Raw genomic sequence first — 19,752 nt, forward strand, 5'->3', positions numbered from 1 at the left:
TCAATGTTCGAACTCCTCTGCACTGTTGTCCTGGGGTTCGGTTCTGTTTGCAGTGGACTTCGGACATCGGCGTGTCGCGAACTCGTCTGCACTACCGTGCTTTTCGTTCGAACTCGTGTGCACGAGAGAGCTGCGGTATGTCCGAGAATACGGCCACGGCTGTGGATCGCGGTGTGGTCACCGCGGATGAGTCGCGTTGGCAGTCTGCAGTGCGCCGGGCGGAGGTGATCGGTCGTCTCGCGCGCCACGATCGGGTGAGCGCAGCGGCTGCCGGTGAAGCCGGTGCGGAGCTGGGGTTGAAACGCCGGCAGGTGTATGCGCTGGTGAAGCGGTGGCGGGCGGGGGACGGTCTAGCCTCGGATCTGCTGCCCGGTAGGTCGAGTGGTGGTCGTGGTGGTGAGCGGCTGGGCGATGAGGTGGAAGCGATAGTGCGGAAGGTGCTGCGGGCGAGGTATCTGACGCGGCAGCGTCGTTCGGTGGCGGTTATCTGCCGCGAGATCACCCATGAATGCCGGGCCAAGGGCCTGCGGCCGCCGTCGCGGTCGGCGGTGGTGCGGCGGATCGGCCGGTTGGACCAGGTGAAGGCGATCACCGTGCGGGAGGGCTCCGACGCGGCCCGCTCACGCCGCGCGGCGGGTGGTTCCACGCCGCCGGTGGAGGGTCTGTTGGAGCGTGTGCAGATCGATCACACTCCGGCGGATGTGATCGTGGTCGATGAGCTGCACCGGTTGCCGATCGGCCGGCCGTATGTGACCGCGGCGATCGACGAGGCGTCGAAATGCGTTCCTGGGCTGGTGATCACCCTCGAAGCGCCGTCAGCGGCGTCGGTCGGGCTGTGCCTGGCGCATATGGCGATCGACAAACGGGCCTGGCTCGAACGCCTGGGGCTGGATGCGGTGTGGCCGATGAGCGGCAAACCGGCCAAGTTGTATGTCGACAACGCCAGCGAGTTCAAGAGCGAAGCCCTGCGCCGCGGCTGTGAGCAGCACGGCATCGACATCGACTACCGGCCGCCGGGCGCACCGCACTACGGCGGCATCATCGAACGCCTGGTCGGCACCATGATGCGGCTGACCCATGAGCTGCCGGGCACCACGTTCTCCAACCCAGGGGAGCGCGGCGGCTACGACAGTGACGCGAAAGCCGTGCTCACCCTGACCGAACTGCAGCGGTGGATGGCCCTGGCGGTGGCCTGCTATCACGGTGAACCGCACGACGGGCTGGGCGGTCGGCCCCCGGGCGGGGTGTGGACGGACAAGGCAGCTGAGCAGGGAACCCCGAAGACCGTGACCAACGCGACCGCGTTCTTGGTCGATTTCCTACCGGTGATCCGGAGATCTCTGACCCGCAGCGGATTTCGGCTCGACCACGTCCAATACTATTGCGACGCGCTGAAACCGCTGATCGCGCGCCGGGAACCACTGGGCAAGTTCGTCTTACGCCGCGATCCGCGCGACATCTCCCGCATCTGGGCCCTGCATCCCGACACCGGCGAATATCTGGAGGTGCCGTATCGGACGTGGTCACGGCCTGCGATCAGTGTGTGGGAGCAGACCGCGGCGGTGGCGCGGCTGCGGGAGCAGGGCCGCGGCGAGATCGACGAGAACGCGCTGTTCGCGATGGTCGAGCAGATGCGGCACATCACCGACGCCGCGACCTCGGCCAGCCGCAAGGCCCGCCGCGACGGGCAGCGCCGCCGCAACAACACCCCGCCGCGCCAGGGACCGTCTCTGGTTGCGCCGCAACCACCCGCCGACACAGCGCCCGGACCCGTGAAGCCGTTCGAGGTGATCGAGCAATGGTGAACGGTGAACCGGACCTGTCGCATCTGCACCCGTCGGCGCAGCCGATCGCTATGCTGCCGGGCGAGGAGCGGTTGCGGTATGTGCGTGGGGACCGGTGGATCGGCTACACCCGCGCCACCGAAGCCCTGACCAGGTTAGAAACGCTGCTGGACACGCCCAGTAAGCAGCGGATGCCGAATCTGCTGATCGTCGGCCTGACGAACAACGGCAAGTCGATGATCATCGAGAAGTTTTGCCGGACTCATCCGCCGGTGTCACATTCGGATCGTGAACAGATCCCGGTGCTGACGGTGCAGATGCCCTCCGAGCCGTCGGTGACCCGGTTCTACACCGCGCTACTGGCCGCCCTGGGCGCGCCGATGCGGGCCCGCGCGCCACGGTTGGCCGACCTCGAGCAGCTGGTGCTGAGCCTGCTGCGGGCTACCGGTGTCCGTGTGCTGGTGATCGATGAGCTGCACAACATCCTCGGCGGCCGCAACAGCGCGGTCCGGCGGGAGTTTCTGAACCTGTTGCGGTTCCTCGGCAACGAGCTGCGGATTCCGCTGGTCGGGGTCGGCACCAACGACGCCTATCTGGCGATCCGGTCGGACCCGCAACTGGAGAACCGGTTCGCCCCGTTCCTGCTTCCTCGGTGGCAGCCCGACGCTCAGGGGTGTGCGTTGCTGGCCAGCTTCGCCGCCGCGTTCCCGCTGCGCCGGCCCTCGGCGATCGGGACCGCGGAAATGGCCACCTATCTGCTGACTCGCAGCGAGGGCACCATCGGCGAGCTGACCGCGCTGCTGACCGATGCCGCGATCGCGGCCATCGAGTCCGGCCAGGAGGCGATCAACCAGAGCACGCTGGTGATGGCGTCCTATGCAGGGCCGACCGAACGCCGTCGGATGTTCGAACGCGAACTGGCGTGACCGCGCCATCCACGCGATGGCCGCTGCATCCGCAACCGGACCCCCTGGAGTCGCTGTCATCCTGGCTGGGGCGACTGGCCGGGATCTACCGAATGCCGGTCAAACGACTGCTCGCCGCCCTCGTGCCCGAACTATCCCCGCACCTCATCGAGGACGACCGGTGGGAGGTCCCCGAACCGTTGGCGAAAGCGCTGGTCGAGCGGACCGGAGTCGATCCCGGACACCTGAAGACAATGACGTTGGGCGGGTGGACGCCGTGGTTGCTCGACAAAGCCGGCGTGCGCGATTTCGAAGCGCAGGAAGTGTTCGACACCTACGTGCGGCAGAACTCGGTGCTGCTGCGCCCCGGCGAGGCCGGCCGCAACCATGTGACCGAGCGGCGCTGGCGCGGGCCCTGGATGCCGGGTCCCGCATACCGGCAGCGGCACTGCCCAGTCTGCGCCACCGACCCCGCGCGGCCCCAGGCGCTGGCGTGGAAACTGCCGCTGGTGACCGGGTGTGCCGAGCACGGATGCCGCCTCATCGACAACCGCGATAGGTGGAAGCTTCTTCTTCCCGAACACGAACGCCTACAACCGATCCCGGTTCCCGAACCGCTGGCAAGGCTGGACCGTCTCACCTACGAGGGCCTGGCCACCGGCCAGGTTCGCCTGCCCGGCCGCCCGATCCACGTGGCCGTGTGGCTGCGGTTGTTGCGGAGCTTGCTGGACGAGGTCAGCCTGCTCGGTCGCCGCCAGCGTACGAAGGCGCGCCTCGAACTGATCTGGCAGAGCACCGGCCGCGGGCCGCGCGGCGGGCTGAGCGCCTGGAAACCCTACGAACTGATGGACCCGCCGACGCAGGAAGCGATGCGCCACGCGGCGGCGGTCGCGCTCGACCTCGTCGCGGCGCGGCGGATCACCGCCGACGGCGAGTTCGCCTCGGCGCTGGTGACCCCGCCGCACACCCCGGTGTACGAGGGCGACAGACCGACACCGCTGGTGACCGCCTGGAGGACCGCGATCACCGAGGTGACCGCGGCGATCGACCGCGCCCGCGTAGATCCGGCGACCGCGCAGCAGTTGCTCGCGCTGGCGACCCTGTCGGTCCGGACACTGGAGCACTTCGAGCGCGAACGCGACTTTCTCGTCATCCTCGGCATCTCCACCGACTTCCTGCCCACGACGACCGAGTACGCCACACGGCTGTGCCCGATGTGCGACGACGACGTCTTCGCGGTGATCCGCAAGATGGGCATGCGCCTGGACGACCTCCCCCAGTGGATCGGCGACCGACATGGCCTGTCGGTCCAGGCTCGCGAGCGCGCACCCGACCGCCGAAACGGATCCGTTGATGTCGTCAAATGACCCTTTGAAGACATGTAGTCAGTGCGGCTTCCGCGCCGTCCGGATCATGCGGAAACGGCGCAATCGATCCAATGCGGTCCGTTCCCGATTGACGACAGGGTTTGACGACAGATAGAACGGTGAATGGAAGCTAATCGGGTCGAGGTGAAAGGGCGCTGCGATGGCCGAACTCGTCTACACACGGGTGTCCACCGACGAGCAAAGCACCGCACGCCAGACCCACCTGATCGGCGAGGCCGGTCTCGTCGACGGCGCAGACGGTGTGCAATTGTTCGCCGACCCGGCCACCTCATCGAAGATCCCCGCACTCGAACGCGACGGGTTCCGTCGGCTGGCCGGATATGCGCGCCCCGGTGACCAGCTCACCGTGTCCGAGCTGTACCGGCTGTGCCGCGACCTCGCCGACATCCTCACCGTGCGCGACTGGTGCCGGCTGCACGGGGTGAAGCTGCGGGTCCTGTCCGGGGCGCTATCGGGCATCACCGATCTTGCCGCGGCCGACGCGACCACCACCATGCTGGTCAACGTGCTGATCTCGGTCGGCCAATTCCAGCGCGACCTGCAAAACGAACTCACCCGCGAGGGCCTGGCCGCCGCCTGGGCACAAGGCGCCCGATCCGGACGCCGCCCACAGGTCGCCACGAACGGGGCGTTGGACCAGGTACGCCAGGAATTCCGCGAAGGGGCGACAATCGCTGCTCTGGCCCGCCGGCACCAGGTGAGCCGAGTTGCGATCCGCACCGCCCTCGCCGACCTTCTGCCCGGCCGCCCCGAACAACCCGCACCCGCCCGCATGGACGAACCGGGCCCGATCCGGATCGAGATCCCGGGCAAGATCGCCCGCCACCTGACCGGCCATACCGCCGACCTCGGCGAAACCGAGCGCCGCGCTCTGCAACAGAGCCGGGAGATACGACGCGGACAGGGCTACAGCCTGCACGTCACCGCGCCGCCGCACGTCCACCGGACGCTACTGGCTGCTGCCGAAACAGTCGGTGAGAGCGCGTCGGCCGCCGACCGCAAGGCATACCGGATCTACCGGGATCGACTGCACAACGCGACTACATGATGATCATGAGCGGGTGTTCGGATGTGCCCCAACATCACACGCCCGCCTGCGCCGGGACGGGCTCATGGATGCGCCTCGCCCCTGTCGGGGTGCCACAACCAACCACCACTGGGGAGGCGATCGACGCGATCGGTTGAATGTGACTCGTACGATATCTATCTCATATTTTCTAGCTTTTGTCCGCACCAGCGGGCACAGAACGAATGTGGAGTAGATGCGCACACTCACCCAGGCAGTCAGGCTGGCCTTCGCCGCGTCGGCGGTCGTCGCTGGCTCAATAGCTGTGGCCGGCCCGGCGAATGCGGTAGCGACCCCGGCCGAGGCATGCGGCAGCAACTACCACGAAATCGATCACCACGACATCCCCGGCGCACGTATCCACCTGCTCTACAACGGCACCACCGACTGCGTAGTCACGACGAAGAACAACCCCGGAACCAAAACCATGATGTTGGCTTCCATCGCGAAAGACGTAGACGGAATTTACAGCAACATCAATGACGAGGGCGAATACACTAACTACGCTGGCCCGGTGAAGGTGACCGCTCCGGGTGTCTGCATCATCTGGGGAGGCGCCTCTGATCCGGGGTGGAACGTCTGGTATTCGGAGCCTTCGCACTGCCGCTGATCGCCGCCAAGCACATTTACGGCAGGATGCCCGCAATCCCAGGGACTGGTCGCGGGCATCCCTGGCTTCCTGCAGCTACTGCAGTCTGCCCTCTTTGTAACGCATCTCTGAACTTCGCCTTGCATCCCCGAACAGGCAAGTCGGAACTGACATCCGGTGACGAATTCTACTGACATCTCACTCTGGACTGCCTGCACCAGATCCCGGCCACACCGAACCAGCCGGTTTTCACCGGTGGAACATGATGATCCGCTCTATCTCATCGACCGAGCAGGCGACGGTCGTCGCGATCTCGGCTGGGGTCTGCCTCTGCTGGTACAACGTCAGAACGCGCACGTGCAGGGCCCGGGTCGCAGCCACGGGCCGGGACTGGCAGAGCCTTCCACACCCGTGCGGATCGAACATCTGCCGGCCGCGCGCAGACCTCGCCGCGGTGTTGTGGACGGTGTGGAATCAGCCGGGCCACGCGATCCAGGCGACATCGGTTTTGTCCCGGGACGCCGCTCATATCGAACGCCATCACCGACGGCCGCCAGTCATACGTCGGATCATCGTCATCGGGTTCGGACAGATAGTCCGCAATCGGGTAGTCGTCGGCGACGTCGAGATCGACATCGAGCGCGGCGGCCAGCGCCCACCGGACGTCGCTGCACTCCATCGACAGGGCCATACCCGCAGCGTATCCACATCGACCGACATCACGAACGACCACAAACCAAGCCGAGAAAAACGTCCGGCGCTGCCGACTCGATGGCCCGCCGGGCTGCACGCACCGCAACTGCCCGAATTGACTAGTTTAACCCGCGTTTAACCCTTCTGATGGCGTGCCCGCGTTCTCGAATCACCTCGCCCACTCGGTTCTGCCGCCCACTGTCGCTGTTCGGCAGGCCCCTGAATGCGCAGTGCAGAGCACTCCGAACATCAGTGCAGACAACTTCGAACATCGACAAGCACCATGCCGGTGCGCTGGCACAATCCAGCCAGCAGATGCGTCAGGTTCCCGGCGGCGTCGCGGGCTCCGCGCACGGTTTTGCCGTCGAACGCGATGACCCGCCGCCCACCGATCATGCTCGTACGCAGCCACATCCACGCGCCGATCACTTCGTCGAACCCATCGGCGGACAGCTCGCGTACTGGGGAGCTGATGACCTTCCGTTCCCAGCCGCGTGCTCATAGACGGCGTGCCAGTGGGTTCCCGGCGACTTCGGCGCTGGAACTGCTGCGTATCACGGGAACTCAGCAGCTTACCGAGCGGCGTTAGGCTACACCGAGAACTCGTCGGCGAGGGTGTTCCAGAACATGAGCTCGTAATTCTGGAACAGCCTCGCGTATAAATGCGCCTCGCCCGGCTTCAGCCGCCCGGTGTCGAGTCCGGCTTGTATGGCGGCGAGGGCCCGCTGCTCGATCTCGGAGACCTCGGCAGCGAAGAAGTCGAAGAACGCGCACGCGGGGTCGTCGAAGTCGTAGTGGGTGCGCATCGCCTCGGCTACGGCCTTGCAGTAGCGGCTCCATGCGGTGAAATTCGAGTAGATACCCGCTGCGGCGGCGGAGGGTTCGGCGTGCATCGCCAACCAGGCGACGTAGGCCGGATACGCCTGGCAGCCGGCCCTCGGCAGCTCCATGCCCTGGTCGGGTCCCACCGCCGCCACCAGCGCGTCCAGCATGCCGTTCGCCTGCTGCTCGCCCGGTGGGAGCCCGCTGAAGAAGACACTGGTGTGCGGTTCGTCCGCCCGCGCCGCCATGGCGTGGAAGCTGCGCCAGTCGCTGCTGGTGATGAGCTGCTCCTCCGCCGCGATCGCCGCGAAGACCGCCAGCGGCGCCTTACCCGCCGTGATCAGCGGGATCAAGCGGTTGTCGTCGTCGTGCGGGCCCAGCTCCGCCTGGATACCGTCGAGCAGTGCACGGGCGGAAACAGTCATCGGAACCTCCCTATCGGACGGGTATCTCTGTCTATTCAACCGCCCCGCGACAACTATCGCGGTCATTCGGTTCCGTCGACGCCGTGTTCGACATCCCAGCATTGCCGGGCCGAGGCGATGACGTCCTTGTGATCTCGCGACCAGTCGGCGAGCGCGCCGATCGCCGCGGCCAGACTGTGTCCGGTCTCGGTGAGCCGATACTCCACCTGCGGCGGGATCGTCGAAGGTCGGCGGGCAGTGCGGTGTAGCCGACGGCTGCACACCAGATTGCGAAGTCGCGCCGTGCACTGCGACAGCGAGTCGGTAGCCGGGCAGGACGATGATCATGAAAGCCTAGGTCGCGGGGTTACCGCGTGTGGTCCGGTGCGCGGTGCCAGTAGTTGTGATGACATCAAGTTACGACGCGCGTGGCGCTGCAGGAGGGGCGAGGCCATGCGCGATTCAGCGATCATCCGCGTCGGTACGGGGTGTGCCGAGGATCTCGTCGGCACGGTCGCGGCGGATGTCTTTCGCTGCCGGCGGTGGTTCCCCAGAACCCGATGACGACCGGATCGCGTTCCGACGGAGCGATTCCGCCCACTGAGTTATCCCTCCATGCCATCAGGACACCAGCGTCAGTGCAGTGAACCGAGGGCACCGTGCTCGCCCAAACCCACGACCCGCGCACCATAAACATCGACGGACCTTTTGTTCGACTCCTCAGCCACCCAGTATCTGTGACCAGGAATGATTTCACGTACGGGGCCGGATGAACAACAGATCAATTTCGCGCGAGAACACACGTCATTGGTACCGCAACCTGCCGCCGGGGCAGCGGGCCGCGGCGCGCACTCGAAGTCCCCGCCCGGCCCGCGCAGGTGCTCTACGCTGGCGGGGTCAACGCCCGGCAAATTCAGCACGTAGACGTCAATTCACCACAGTGACAATGTGTTTCAAGCGAGAGGGAAAAATGATGTATGAGGGTGGCTGTCTGTGACTTCTCCGCTTCCGCGCCGAAGCGGAGGCCGACTGGCCGCACCTGTAGTTGTCCACATTGCCAGCGACTTTCGGGTGCGCCGGTGATGGCGTGGGTTTCTTTCCCGCTGGAAGGATTCGAGTGGAACGGACCTGGCGGCGAGCCTGTCTGGTACTACACGTTCCCGACGACTCGGCGAGGCTCCTGTGGCACGTGTGGCAGTACGGTGGCGACTCTCGATGAGGGCGACTCGATGGTCGGAGTCACGATGATGGCCTCGACGATCACGGCGGCCTGATACCCGAGCGACTAAGCTTCCGCCCCAACGCCGTCCCGTGGCTTCCGATCGTCGGCGCACAGGACTGAGCCAGTTCAGGCTGGCCCGTAGGCCAGTCTGGCCGGTGCCGCAGGTCCCGGTCACGCGCCTCCCAAAGCGCTGTTCGCGGTGGCGTGGCTACTGGAGCGCAATGCCCTGCCGCCCGGGCATCACGACCCTGGAGCGGCTGGTCAGCGACCCCCTTCCACTGCGCGTTCGGTGGTCCTCCGGTAGGCGAACCAGGGCAGGAAGAATTGGGCGACGGGGCCAACCAGCAGCGCGTACAGCACCGTGCCGACACCCACGGTCCCGCCGAGGACCCAGCCCACCGCGAGCACGGCGAGCTCGATCAAGGTGCGGATGAGCCGGATGGAACGCCCGGTCGTGGCGGACGTGCCGGTCATCAGCCCGTCGCGGGGGCCGGGGCCGAAGCGCGCGCCGACATAGACGGCGATGGACAAGCCGTTGAGCACGACACACCCGATGGCCAGGACAACCCGGGCTGCGAGCCCGAGGTGTTGGGGGATGAGCGAGAGACCCAGGTCGGAGGAGAACCCCACGACGATGATGTTGGCGAAGGTACCCAATGTCGGCTTCTGCTTGAGGGGGATCCACAGCAGGAGCACGAGAACGCCCAGCAGGGCACTGATCATGCCGAAACTCAGGGGTGTGTGGTGTTGCAGCCCCTCGTACAGGACGCTCCAGGGATTGACGCCCAGATAGGTGCGGACCATGACCGAGAGGCTGAACCCGTAAAGGGCGAGACCGACCAGTAATTGGGGAAACCGTATGAGCGGTCGCTCACCGAGGGGGACGTAGGTGAGAGGCGGCAGGGACGGTCGTGTACGGGACGGACCCCTGTCGCGTTCCTCCTCGCTGAGTCCTTGCTTATTGTCGTTCGTGATCTTCTGCTCCACGTCAGTCGGCTTCTTTGTGTCTGCCTGCCTGCGTCGATAGACGTCAGGACTCAAGATGACTCAGTGCACGCCTGATCCGCCTGCCGGCTTCGCTCAGGAGCGCACCTGTCCGGCCGCAGTTGATCCGCACGAAATGGTCCAGGGGCTCACCCTCCGCGAAGTGCACTGTAGTCACGTCGCCACCGTCTGGTTCCTCCTCTTATTCCCATCTTTGGGAATCGATTCGTAACCCGGTACGGCGGAACGCTTGGGACCGAGGTCGGGATGGAAGCTGCACAGCAGCTCAGTACCGACGCCGCGAAGCTCCACATCACTCGCGCAGTCAAATTCACTGGTCGCACGCAACGCCAAACTCCGCCGCGCCAACCGGGAACTCCGCGAGCAGATGGGCATGGCCACCGCCGGCCTCGCACGGCTTACGCTGGACAACCATCTCCTCAAGGAACAGCTCGAGCAAGCTCTTCAGATAACCCGCATCACGGGCCGATAAGAAGCGGGCGTCCCCACACAACTCGGCACAACCGATGGTCAATGGTCACAGCCCTAAACCCCATCCATAAGGGTCTCGACGACCACAGTGCCCTGACCCGTGTCCACCAGTCCTTCAAGGACAATGCCGTGTCGTGGCTGCCCGTGATCGAGACCGTGTCTCAATGAGCGCCGCCACCGCGCCGAGGGCACCGCACCCGGCGCGGCGATGCCTGCTCACACGACCGTGGCCCGATAGAGCAGCCGCGTGCAGCAGCCGCGCGTAGGCAGGCTGCCGATGCTCGTCGACCCGTTGCGGGCGCAGCGTGCTGTCGACGTGGACGACACCCGGTCGATCACGGTGGTCTCAGGGTTCATGGGGTCACCAGGTTCTCGAGGTAGCGCAGCACCGGGTGGGTACCGGTCAGATCGAGCGGAGGCCCAGCGGCAGAGGGAACTTGGTTGCGGTGTGCCCGAATTCGGCGCCGGTGACGACGGGGAAGCTGCCACCGACGCAGCGCAGGATCAGCTCGTCGTAAGCATCTCGTCGGGGGCGTCCTCGCGGGCACTGTCGACCGGGACGACGACCAGCAAGCCCGCGATCCGGTCGAACACCCCAGCCAAACGCAGGTGGGTCAGGGCCACGTCGACCTGGACCCAGGGCACGAACACCTCTTCCAGGATCAGCAGCGCCCCAGTCGTGTCCGGCATCCAGCCGGTGCCGACCAGGGCGCGAATAGTGCCCAAGTGCCCTCGATCACCGGGCCGTCGAACGACACACCGGACCCCCGGGCGACCCGCCAGCCGGTGCCGGACACCTCGACGTCTTTGATTCTATCGCCAGTTAGATCTGTTGTGGCTCAACCTGATTGGGCTCGAATCCTTGCAGGTCAGATCATGCCGGATCTGTGGCGAGTTCGCAACAGTCTCTGATCATGCCCGGAGGCCGTTGCGGGGGTGGAAAGCGGGTCGGCCGGACCGATTTCGTGGCACGGCGGGTTCGGTTGCGGGCGGAAGCAAGTCGGGGCGGAGAGGCGACTGGCGGAACTAACTTCGCCCGCTGGAACCGGCGGTAGCCGGGGTCCGTCGAACTGGGGAAGGACGGTCACGAATTTGGACAAGCGAGATGAGCGACAGGAACTTCTCGAAGCCGGGCTGGAATGAAATCGTGAGCACGGTGCGTCCGGTGAAGGAACTCCGGCAGCGATACGCCGATCTGCTCGGCCAACTGGTCTTGCTGACGATGCGCGATGCATTTGCCGTCCAGCCCGCGTCGCTGGTCAACGAGGTCGCCATCAATGGTCTGGTGGCCGGGAGGAACAAGGCGACCGGTCAGCCGGAGGACCAGTGCCTGATCAGCGTCTCCGCCACGAGGGAGCAGTTCGGTGAGCTGGTGCTCACGGAGCTGGATCCGGTTGAGTGCCTTCGGCATTTGCATGCGATCGTTTCACCGCATCCTTGGGACCTCGAGCCTGTACGGCCGATCTTCGATCCAGACCTGTCGCGCTACAAGCTCGGCCCTTCGGTGGACGTCGCTAGCAGCCTCGATTCGCGGCCCGTGCTGTTGGACATGACGCCGTACGAGTTCGAGCGGCTGGTGCGGCAACTTTTCGAGGCGATGGCATGCAGTCGTGGAACACCCAAGAGTCCAAAGACGACGGCATTGACGCCGTAGCGATCAATACCGACCCGGTCATGGGTGGCGAGTGCGTCATTCAGGCCAAGCGGTATTGCGGCGTCGTCGGGATCGACGCGGTTCGAGCGCTGGCTGGCGTCATGGAAGACATGCATGCCAGCCGCGGCGTACTGGTGACGACATCATGGTTCGGCAAGGCCAGCACGGATTTCGCTGAACGACACCGTCGCATGCAACTCATAGATGGACCGGAGCTGAAATACCTGATCATGGAACATCTCGGCAAAGACATCATCCCCGGCACGATGAAACCTTCTCGCCGGCGGAGGCCGACAGCTGGGCCATGACAGCTGGACGGGGACTGTCGGATGGTCAGGCACTACCAGGTTCCGACGCAGCCGAAGTGTTGGGCCGCGACCAGCGGACGGCCGTGGTAGCAGGGACTACGTTCGCTGTCAGTAGGTCGCGCTACAGTCCGGGCTGTAGGACTTGGGGACGTAACCAGATCTGTCGTGCTCGCCGCGATGGGTGAATTGATGAGCTGGGGCGGGATAGTTTTCTGTCCAAGTATGGGTTCGGGCGAGCGCGAACATAGTTCGTCAGCGTCGAGGGGCGATTGTATGACTCAAAAGCCATCGCTGGTGTTGCTCATGGACATCTGCGAGGCCTGAGTCCGCTGCGGCCAAAGGATTTCGGCGGCGGCGAAGACACCGTTGCGAGTCACCTGCGTTCGCTCGGGTTCGAGGTGTCAGGCCGAAGTCGAACGGGCCTGCTTCGGCCGGCCACTGCTGTGAACGGGATCGATCTGGTCGATCTGGTTGGCCAGCTACGTACCGCCGGTGCGCGCGATCGGCCAATGCGCCATCAGGCACTTGTTTTGCTGTGGGCGATTGGCCGGGCACGGCGAGGTCTTCCTCGGCTGGTTCGGTGGTCGGATGCTCGTGATGAACTGCGAAACCTGTTGGGTGATTTCGGTCTTCCTGAGAATAGCGCAGCGACACCACAGTACCCATTTGTGGCGCTCGCACATACCGATTGGTGGGAGCTCCCCGATGTCGACGACGTGCCGAGAGCTCACGGCGGCGTTCTGCAGTGGCTCAATGAGGTTAATCCCCGTGGTGGGCTGGCGATTGAGGTCTACGAGGGCCTCGCCGCGAGCGCAGAAACCCGGGAAACGACCGTGCAGGCCATAGTCGCACGTTTCTTCAGCGGCGAGCAGGCAGGCGACTTGCTCGACGCCGTGCAGCTGGATGTTCCCGATGGCGGCAGCTCCGGGACGGGTTCCGGTGTGGCGACTGCGATTCAACTAACCAGGGAGCGTCCTCCGGACTGGACTTGGCGCGAACTAATTCTTGCATGTGATCTGACTGCAAGCAACGACTGGCATGAGTTGGACGTCAACGACGTTCGGGTGATCGAGTTTGTCTGCTCTGTTGCGCCAGTTGCCGATTCATCCAGAAGCTGCTCGGGGCTCGGACTTCCGGAGCCCAGGGTCGGTCCGCGGAAAGATGGCCAATCTTGAACACTGTCACCCGGATTCGACGCGCAAAGCCAGCAGCCACAGCACGCTCGACAGCGAGGTCGTGGTCGCGTTCCTTGATCGCATCCCGGGCGGCCTTGTGCGCCACCCCGTATGCGGCGAAGTCGATCCGATTCCCCACGGGCGCCTCCGGCCCACCAGCAGTATGGTGTGTGCACGACGTGTCGGTGGTGACGGCCTATTCGGCACGCGTTTTCATATGAAAGTGGGTCCGACATGCGTCGGTTTTTTCCAGTCGTTGCTTGCTTGCTGCTTGGGACAGTAGCCGCCTGCAGCAATTCCAACCCGTCCGTTCCGAGCGTTCCGGCACCCAACGTGCAGTTCAAGCAGATGATCCCGCTGCCGAATCTCCCGGCGGGCGGCAAGTTTTCCGACGACATCGGCATTGTCGACCCGGCAGCGCACCGGTACTATCTCGCTGACCGCACGAACTCGGCGCTCGACATCATCGACACGACCTCGTTTGCACTGCACGAAGTTCCCGGCTTCACCGGCGCGAAGGCGACGAACGACGTTTCCGGGCCGGACGGTGTCGTGTCCACCCCGGGCGTCGTCTACGTCGGCGACGTCAACGCGGTGAAGGTGGTCGACCCGGTCGCGGGAACGACCTCCGCGACGATCGCGACGGGGAGCGCCGGGTTTCGCACCGACGAGGGCTGCTACGACCCGGCCGACAAGCTGATGATGTTCGCGAACCCGGCAGACTCACCGCCGTACACGACCTGGATCTCGACGACGACCAACACCGTCAAAGCGACGCATGCCTTCGCTGGCTCGAAAGGTCTCGAACAGTGCGTGTACGACCCCGGGACGAAGAACTTCTTCATCAACAACGACGGCACGCCGGCGAACCCGGAGGGTGAGCTCGACGTGATCTCGGCGGCCAGCGTCGTCGCTGGGACGCCGACCGTGAGCGCGACCTACGCCGAGGGGGCCTGCGGGCCTACGGGCCTGGCACTCGGGCCCAAAGAGAACCTGGTCGTGGGCTGCGACGCGCCGGAGGGGAGTCCGCAGATCACCCAGATCGTGAGCGCGACCAACGGTTCGATCGTCAAGACGATTACCTCGGTCGGCGGCTCGGATGAGGTTGCCTACGACTCCAAGCTCAACCGGTACTACACCGCATCGCGCAATTGGACGGCGAACGGGACGTCGCAGACCGGCGTGAAGGGCGCAACGTTCACGCCGGTTCTCGGCATCATCGACGCCGGGTCGAATACCTGGATCGCCAACCTTCCCACTGTCAGCGACGCCCACTCCGTCGCGGTCGACTCGAACACCGGAAACGTGTTCGTGCCAGTGGCTCCGACGGCGACCGCCGCCGGCGGCGTCATGCGGTTCGGACTGTAGCCGCAGCGCTGCACTCCAAGCGGACACCCGGTGCAGGAGCGCTCCATAACGGACTGCTCCTGCACCGGCGGCTCCGAACGCGGCGTTTCGAAGACGTGCAGCGTTTGCTGGAAGCGCTTTTGGTGCACGTCCTGCCCTTCGCGCTCGCGATGGGGTCCTGACCGAACTGCTGTCGGCCGACTTCACTTGGGTACAACAACTCACGGCACAGAAACCGTTCGCTCAGGACTACTCCCCGCCGCACCTGGATCGCCGGTGCGGCGGGGCTGGCAGGAGCGCGCCCGAGAGCCGAGCTGATCGATCAGTTCCGGATCATGCCAGCGGCAGCAGGGCGGTGGGGGCGTCGGCCGCGGTCTCGGCGAGGTCCTCGAATTCGGTGATGTTGTCGATGTCGGCAGCACCCATCGCGATGTTGGTGACCTTTTCGAGGATGATCTCGACCACCACCGGCACCCTCAACTCCTTGGCCAGCTGCTGAGCCCGCTGCAGCGCGGCTCCGATCTCGTTCGGGTCCTCGACGCGAATCGCCTTGCAGCCCAGGCCCTCGGCGACCTGCACGTGGTCGACGCCGTAGCCTTTGGCCTGGCCCATTGAGTCGTCGGCGTTGATGTTGTCGAAGCCGAGTTGGACGTAGTAGTCCATGTCGAAGGCCCGCTGCGCCTGCCGGATCAGGCCCAGATAGGAGTTGTTCACCAGCACGTGCACGTACGGCAGGTTGAATTGGGCACCGACCGCGAGCTCCTCGATCATGAACTGGAAGTCGTAATCACCCGACAGTGCAACGACATTCGCCTCCGGGTCGGCGCCGACCACGCCGAGCGCGGCCGGCACCGTCCACCCGAGCGGACCCGCCTGGCCGCAGTTGATCCAGTTGCGCGCCTTGTACACGTGCAGCATCTGGGCGCCGGCGATCTGCGAGAGGCCGATCGTGGACACGTAGCGGGTGTCGCGGCCGAACGCCCGGTTCATCTCCTCGTACACCCGCTGCGGCTTGACCGGGATGTTGCCGAAGTGCGTCTTGCGGTGCATGGTCTGCTTGCGCTGCACGCAGTCGGCCACCCACGCCGAATAGTCGGGCAGCGTGCCGGCCTGCTTGCGCTCCTTGGCGACCGCGATCATCTGCTCCAGCGCCGCCTTGGCGTCGGAGGCGATCCCGTAGTCGGGGGCGAACACCCGCCCGATCTGCGTCGGCTCGATGTCCACATGCACGAAAGTGCGGCCCTTACAGTAGGTTTCCAGCCCACCGGTGTGGCGGTTGGCCCACCGGTTGCCGATGCCCATAACGAAGTCCGACGCGAGCAGCGTGGCGTTGCCGTAGCGGGTCGAGGTTTGCAGGCCGGCTATGCCCGCGGCCAGCTCGTGGTCGTCGGGGAGGATGCCCCAGCCCATCAGGGTGGGCACCACCGGCACGTTCAGCAGCTCGGCGAGCTCGACCATCAGGTCCTCGGCGCCGGCGTTGATGATGATGCCGCCGCCGGCGAGGATCAGCGGCCGCTGGTCCGCGGTCAGCATATCCAGCGCCTTGGCGGCTTGCGCGCAGGTCGCCGCCGGCTTGTACACCGGCAGCGGCTGATAGGTGTCGGGGTCGAATTCGATCTCGGCGAGCTGCACGTCGATTGGCAGGTCGATGAGCACCGGACCCGGGCGGCCGGAGCGCATCAGGTGGAACGCCTGCTGGGACGCACCGGGACCTGTGCCGGCTCCAGCACGGTGACCGCCATCTTGGTGACCGGCGCGGCGATCGAGGCGATGTCAACGGCCTGGAAGTCCTCCTTGTGCAGTCGGGAGGTCGGCGCTTGCCCGGTGATGCACAGGATCGGAATCGAGTCGGCGATAGCCGAATACAGGCCGGTGATCATGTCGGTGCCGGCGGGGCCAGAGGTGCCGATGCACACGCCGATGTTGCCGTGGGCCGTCCGGGTGTTGCCCTCGGCCATATGGGAGGCGCCCTCGACGTGGCGGGCGAGCACGTGCTTGATGCCGCCGTGCGCGCGCAGCGCCGAGTAGAAGGGGTTGATGGCGGCGCCGGGCAGACCGAACGCCTGTGTGGCGCCTTCCAGCTCCAGGATCTTGACGGCCGCGTCGACGGCCCGCATGCGTGGCCTTACATATTCTCCAATTATCCAGTGTCAGTTGGTATCTCAGTCCGGCTACCGGCCGGCGCGGTGCACGGCGCCGTCACCCTTCGCATGCCGAGCGGTAGGCGCGCCAATCGCCGATGTCGGAGATGTCGATCAGATCGGGGGAGCCGAGTTGGTTCTCGCGCAGGACGATGGCCAGGCAGGCCGTGCCGTCGTCGAGTTCGACGAGGCCGAGCTCGAGCCCGGGGTTCGGCTGGGATCAGGTTGTCGCGCAAGACTTCCATCGGCACCTCGTACACCTCGCCGGTGACCGGACGCCCGTTTACGTCGGTGGCGATCATGGCGGGAAATCGGTCGGCGACCGAGTAGTAGCGGTACTTCGGGGCGCTGCGTGCCTTTGCGCAGCAGCGGTGCGCCTTTCAGTTGCTCGTGCAGGCGGCCGCCGCGCATGCCGTCGCCGTTGAGGAACATCAGGACCATCGGGGTCTCCGTTCGGGTCGATCGCCGTCGGTGGTGGCGGTGAAGCGGTCGTGCAGGTGTTGCCGGCCGGCGGGGTGATGCGGCCGTTGAACGCGGCATCGGTCCGGCGGAAGTCGGAACCCGTTTGACGGCGGGATAGGTTCCGACCTCCGCGAGAGCGATGCTGCGGTGGGCACACCGACTGAAGGTGCCCGTTGGTCTGTCCGGCGCGATGAAGGTGGCCTTCTGTCGGACGGCTCCCGCCGTGCGGGCGGAAGCCGGAAACGGCGGCTGGGTTTCCGGCTTCCACCCGGACGACGGGGCGAGCTTCACGACGCCTTCGGTGCGACACCGGTTCGGCGAGTTGATCGCGGGCGATCCGCTCTCCTTGGCGCTGCAGTAATGCCGCGGCCTCGTCCTGACAGCGCTGCAGATCCGGTTCCAGATCGGTGAGCGCGTAGGCGGCCTCGAACCCGGCGGACCGCAACTGCCCCTCATCGAGCAGTCGCCGGCCCGCCACCGCAATCGTCGGCACCCCGGCCTTCGCGGCCCGTGCCGCGACCCCGGCGGGCGCCTTGCCGTGCAGGGTCCGCTGGTCGAGCGAGCCCTCCCCGGTGACAACGAGATTCGCACCCTTGAGGCTGCGCTCGAAGCCGACCAGGTCGAGCATGACGTCGATGCCGCCGGCGCGGCGGGCACCGAGCACGGCGATCGCCGCGAACCCGATGCCGCCGACCGGCGGCATCGAAGCCGGTGCGCTGGGCGACCAGCCGAGCCCAGTGGGCGAGCCCTGCCTCCAGTGCGGCCACTTCATCCGCACCGGCCCCCTTTTGCGGACCGAAAACACTAGCGGCACCGCGTGTTCCGAGCAAGGGGTTGTCGACGTCGCTGGCCAGCACCAGCTCCACCTCGTGAACACGCGGATCGAGCTTGTGCAGGTCCAGGTACGCGATGTCGGTGAGAGCACCGCCACCTGGACCCACCGGGCGCCCGTCCGCGTCCAGTAACGCCGCGCCCAGTCCTGCCAGCCGACCGGCGCCGCCGTCGGTGCCGGCACTGCCGCCCACGCCGAGAACTACTGTCCGGCAACCGGTGTCGAGCACTGCTCGCACCAGTTCGCCGACACCAAGGCTGGTCGCGGTGAGCGGGGCGAGCGAGCCTCCCGGCAGTCGAGACAGCCCGCATGCTGCGGCCGTCTCCACGACCGCGGTATCGCCGTTGTGCGCGAAGGCCGCTCGCACCGGATTCCCGGTCGGTCCGCTGACTTCGACTTCTGTACAGTCGAACCCGGCGGTGACCGCCGTGTCCACCGTCCCCTCCCCGCCGCCGGCCACCGGCACCCAGCGGATTTCGGCGTCGGGGCGCACCCGCCGGATCCCGGCGGCGACCGCCCCGGCGGTCAGCGAACCCTTGAACTTGTCCGGGGCCAGTACGATTCGCGGCGCGTTCATGGCTAGGTCTACTTCTCGCCGTGGCCGTTGAGGTTCTCGATCACCTTGAGCAGTGCCGAGTGATCCAGTGAGCCGTAGCCCTGGGCGCGACCCGCCGCGATGAGCGAGGCGACCAGCGCGGAGGCCGGCAGCGACACATCGGCCTGGCGCGCGGCGTCGGCGACGATGCCCATGTCCTTGTGGTGCAGGTCGATCCGGAATCCGGGGGCGAACTCGCGCGCCACCATCGACTTGCGCTTGAGTTCGAGGATGCGGCTGCCGGCCAGGCCGCCGGCCAGCACGTCGAGGCCCTTGCCTGCGTCGACGCCCAGCGCCTCCATCAACATGATCGCCTCGGCAACCAGCGCATAGGTGCCGCCGACGACCAGCTGGTTGGCCGCCTTGACGACCTGCCCGGCACCGTGCGGGCCTACGTGGATGTAGGTCTTGCCGACCACCTCGAAAATCGCTGTGGCAGCGTTGAAGTCGAGCTCGGTGCCGCCGACCATAATGGACAGCACACCCTGTTCGGCGCCGGCCTGGCCACCGGATACCGGCGCGTCCAGCACCCGGAACCCGGCCTTGGCGCCGGCCTCGGCGATGGCGATCGAGCTCTCGGGGCGGATGGTGGAGAAGTCGATCAGCAGCGCACCCGCGGGCGCATGGACGAAGACGCCGTCCGCACCGAGCACCACGTCTTCGACCTGCGGATGGTTGGGCAGCATGGTGATGACGATCTCGGCGTCGGCCACCGCCTCGGCGATGCTGCCGGCCGCCTTGCCGCCGTCGGCCTCGAGCCGCTCGAACGCCTCGGTGTTGAGGGTGTAGCCGACGACCTCGTGCCCGGCCTTCACCAAATGGCTCGCCATGGGCGAACCCATGATGCCCAGGCCGATGAATCCGATCTTGCTCATTCAGTTTCTCCTTG

At 66.0% G+C, this 19,752-nt stretch carries 18 protein-coding genes and 3 pseudogenes; 10 read left to right on the forward strand and 11 right to left on the reverse strand.

The features are described from left to right. The first annotated feature begins 137 nt into the window (after window positions 1-137). From ACV7NQ_RS00005 to ACV7NQ_RS00025, 5 genes are all read left to right on the forward strand, one after another. Window positions 138-1,805, forward strand: a complete 1,668-nt coding sequence (locus ACV7NQ_RS00005; protein WP_463357683.1) for a transposase — start codon at window positions 138-140, stop codon at window positions 1,803-1,805. Beyond that, entirely contained in the window at window positions 1,799-2,710 is a 912-nt protein-coding gene (locus ACV7NQ_RS00010; protein WP_463357684.1) for a TniB family NTP-binding protein, read from the forward strand. Before ACV7NQ_RS00005 ends, ACV7NQ_RS00010 begins: the two co-directional genes overlap by 7 nt. Beyond that, window positions 2,707-4,056 carry a TniQ family protein gene (locus ACV7NQ_RS00015; protein WP_463357685.1) on the forward strand — a complete coding sequence of 450 codons (1,350 nt, stop codon included), beginning with the start codon at window positions 2,707-2,709 and terminating at the stop codon, window positions 4,054-4,056. Before ACV7NQ_RS00010 ends, ACV7NQ_RS00015 begins: the two co-directional genes overlap by 4 nt. Window positions 4,057-4,216: 160 nt before the next feature. Further along, entirely contained in the window at window positions 4,217-5,125 is a 909-nt protein-coding gene (locus tag ACV7NQ_RS00020) for a recombinase family protein (RefSeq protein WP_463357686.1), read from the forward strand. A gap of 214 nt (window positions 5,126-5,339) precedes the next feature. After that, complete coding sequence (locus ACV7NQ_RS00025) at window positions 5,340-5,753, forward strand: hypothetical protein (protein WP_463357687.1); 414 nt, start codon at window positions 5,340-5,342, stop codon at window positions 5,751-5,753. Window positions 5,754-6,674: 921 nt separating this feature from the next. On the opposite strand, the gene ACV7NQ_RS00030 is transcribed toward ACV7NQ_RS00025, so the two are convergent. The 3 genes from ACV7NQ_RS00030 to ACV7NQ_RS00040 all read right to left on the reverse strand — a co-directional run bounded on the left by ACV7NQ_RS00030 (window position 6,675) and on the right by ACV7NQ_RS00040 (window position 7,968). After that, on the reverse strand, window positions 6,675-6,854 hold the full coding sequence (locus ACV7NQ_RS00030) for a hypothetical protein (RefSeq protein ID WP_463357688.1): 180 nt from the start codon (window positions 6,852-6,854) through the stop codon (window positions 6,675-6,677). A gap of 161 nt (window positions 6,855-7,015) precedes the next feature. Then, window positions 7,016-7,672 carry a hypothetical protein gene (locus tag ACV7NQ_RS00035; protein WP_463357689.1) on the reverse strand — a complete coding sequence of 219 codons (657 nt, stop codon included), beginning with the start codon at window positions 7,670-7,672 and terminating at the stop codon, window positions 7,016-7,018. A gap of 62 nt (window positions 7,673-7,734) precedes the next feature. Continuing rightward, window positions 7,735-7,968, reverse strand: a complete 234-nt coding sequence (locus ACV7NQ_RS00040; RefSeq protein WP_463365466.1) for a winged helix-turn-helix transcriptional regulator — start codon at window positions 7,966-7,968, stop codon at window positions 7,735-7,737. Window positions 7,969-8,733: 765 nt separating this feature from the next. Here ACV7NQ_RS00040 and ACV7NQ_RS00045 point away from each other — a divergent pair. Then, window positions 8,734-8,925: a GFA family protein gene (locus ACV7NQ_RS00045; RefSeq protein WP_463357690.1), complete on the forward strand. Its 192-nt coding sequence runs from the start codon at window positions 8,734-8,736 to the stop codon at window positions 8,923-8,925. 209 nt (window positions 8,926-9,134) lie between these two features. Here the strand turns inward: ACV7NQ_RS00045 and yczE are convergent, their stop codons facing one another. From yczE to ACV7NQ_RS00060, 3 genes are all read right to left on the reverse strand, one after another. Then, window positions 9,135-9,860 carry a membrane protein YczE gene (yczE, locus tag ACV7NQ_RS00050; protein ID WP_463357691.1) on the reverse strand — a complete coding sequence of 242 codons (726 nt, stop codon included), beginning with the start codon at window positions 9,858-9,860 and terminating at the stop codon, window positions 9,135-9,137. A 705-nt stretch (window positions 9,861-10,565) separates the two neighbouring features. Beyond that, entirely contained in the window at window positions 10,566-10,706 is a 141-nt protein-coding gene (locus ACV7NQ_RS00055) for a hypothetical protein (protein ID WP_463357692.1), read from the reverse strand. A gap of 147 nt (window positions 10,707-10,853) precedes the next feature. Next, entirely contained in the window at window positions 10,854-11,075 is a 222-nt protein-coding gene (locus ACV7NQ_RS00060; RefSeq protein WP_463357693.1) for a hypothetical protein, read from the reverse strand. Between the two features lie 379 nt (window positions 11,076-11,454). On the opposite strand from ACV7NQ_RS00060, the gene ACV7NQ_RS00065 reads away from it, so the two are divergent. From ACV7NQ_RS00065 to ACV7NQ_RS00080, 4 genes are all read left to right on the forward strand, one after another. After that, window positions 11,455-12,003, forward strand: a complete 549-nt coding sequence (locus ACV7NQ_RS00065) for a hypothetical protein (RefSeq protein WP_463357694.1) — start codon at window positions 11,455-11,457, stop codon at window positions 12,001-12,003. Beyond that, window positions 11,952-12,311: a restriction endonuclease gene (locus ACV7NQ_RS00070; RefSeq protein WP_463357695.1), complete on the forward strand. Its 360-nt coding sequence runs from the start codon at window positions 11,952-11,954 to the stop codon at window positions 12,309-12,311. The genes ACV7NQ_RS00065 and ACV7NQ_RS00070 overlap by 52 nt, the downstream gene beginning before the upstream one ends. A 269-nt stretch (window positions 12,312-12,580) precedes the next feature. After that, the gene (locus ACV7NQ_RS00075; RefSeq protein ID WP_463357696.1) at window positions 12,581-13,486 is read left to right on the forward strand and encodes a hypothetical protein; all 906 of its coding nucleotides are present in this window, start codon (window positions 12,581-12,583) and stop codon (window positions 13,484-13,486) included. Window positions 13,487-13,819: 333 nt separating this feature from the next. Further along, window positions 13,820-14,854: a YncE family protein gene (locus ACV7NQ_RS00080; RefSeq protein WP_463357697.1), complete on the forward strand. Its 1,035-nt coding sequence runs from the start codon at window positions 13,820-13,822 to the stop codon at window positions 14,852-14,854. A gap of 312 nt (window positions 14,855-15,166) precedes the next feature. Here ACV7NQ_RS00080 and gcl read toward each other — a convergent pair. The 5 genes and pseudogenes from gcl to ACV7NQ_RS00105 all read right to left on the reverse strand — a co-directional run bounded on the left by gcl (window position 15,167) and on the right by ACV7NQ_RS00105 (window position 19,738). Next, window positions 15,167-16,950 (reverse strand): annotated as a pseudogene (gcl, locus tag ACV7NQ_RS00085) (glyoxylate carboligase). 82 nt (window positions 16,951-17,032) lie between these two features. After that, window positions 17,033-17,285 (reverse strand): annotated as a pseudogene (locus ACV7NQ_RS00090) (allophanate hydrolase-related protein); the annotation flags it as partial. Next, window positions 17,273-18,208 carry a glycerate kinase gene (locus ACV7NQ_RS00095; RefSeq protein ID WP_463365467.1) on the reverse strand — a complete coding sequence of 312 codons (936 nt, stop codon included), beginning with the start codon at window positions 18,206-18,208 and terminating at the stop codon, window positions 17,273-17,275. The gene ACV7NQ_RS00095 and the pseudogene ACV7NQ_RS00090, both read right to left, overlap by 13 nt. Beyond that, window positions 18,198-18,845, reverse strand: a pseudogene (locus ACV7NQ_RS00100) (glycerate kinase); the annotation flags it as partial. The pseudogene ACV7NQ_RS00100 and the gene ACV7NQ_RS00095, both read right to left, overlap by 11 nt. 8 nt (window positions 18,846-18,853) lie before the next feature. After that, window positions 18,854-19,738, reverse strand: coding sequence for an NAD(P)-dependent oxidoreductase (locus ACV7NQ_RS00105; protein ID WP_463357698.1), 885 nt, complete (start codon window positions 19,736-19,738; stop codon window positions 18,854-18,856). Window positions 19,739-19,752 lie beyond the last annotated feature (14 nt).

Source organism: Nocardia sp. Tas62D01, from assembly GCF_055232035.1.

Coding starts and splice junctions, on each gene's coding strand:
- ACV7NQ_RS00095 (WP_463365467.1), bottom strand. CDS start 18,208: ATGAAGTGGCCGCACTGGAGGCAGGGCTCGCCCACTGGGCTCGGCTGG.
- ACV7NQ_RS00070 (WP_463357695.1), top strand. CDS start 11,952: ATGCAGTCGTGGAACACCCAAGAGTCCAAAGACGACGGCATTGACGCC.
- ACV7NQ_RS00010 (WP_463357684.1), top strand. CDS start 1,799: ATGGTGAACGGTGAACCGGACCTGTCGCATCTGCACCCGTCGGCGCAG.
- ACV7NQ_RS00035 (WP_463357689.1), bottom strand. CDS start 7,672: ATGACTGTTTCCGCCCGTGCACTGCTCGACGGTATCCAGGCGGAGCTG.
- ACV7NQ_RS00045 (WP_463357690.1), top strand. CDS start 8,734: ATGGCGTGGGTTTCTTTCCCGCTGGAAGGATTCGAGTGGAACGGACCT.
- ACV7NQ_RS00005 (WP_463357683.1), top strand. CDS start 138: ATGTCCGAGAATACGGCCACGGCTGTGGATCGCGGTGTGGTCACCGCG.
- ACV7NQ_RS00065 (WP_463357694.1), top strand. CDS start 11,455: ATGAGCGACAGGAACTTCTCGAAGCCGGGCTGGAATGAAATCGTGAGC.
- ACV7NQ_RS00025 (WP_463357687.1), top strand. CDS start 5,340: ATGCGCACACTCACCCAGGCAGTCAGGCTGGCCTTCGCCGCGTCGGCG.
- ACV7NQ_RS00055 (WP_463357692.1), bottom strand. CDS start 10,706: ATGAACCCTGAGACCACCGTGATCGACCGGGTGTCGTCCACGTCGACA.
- ACV7NQ_RS00105 (WP_463357698.1), bottom strand. CDS start 19,738: ATGAGCAAGATCGGATTCATCGGCCTGGGCATCATGGGTTCGCCCATG.
- ACV7NQ_RS00020 (WP_463357686.1), top strand. CDS start 4,217: ATGGCCGAACTCGTCTACACACGGGTGTCCACCGACGAGCAAAGCACC.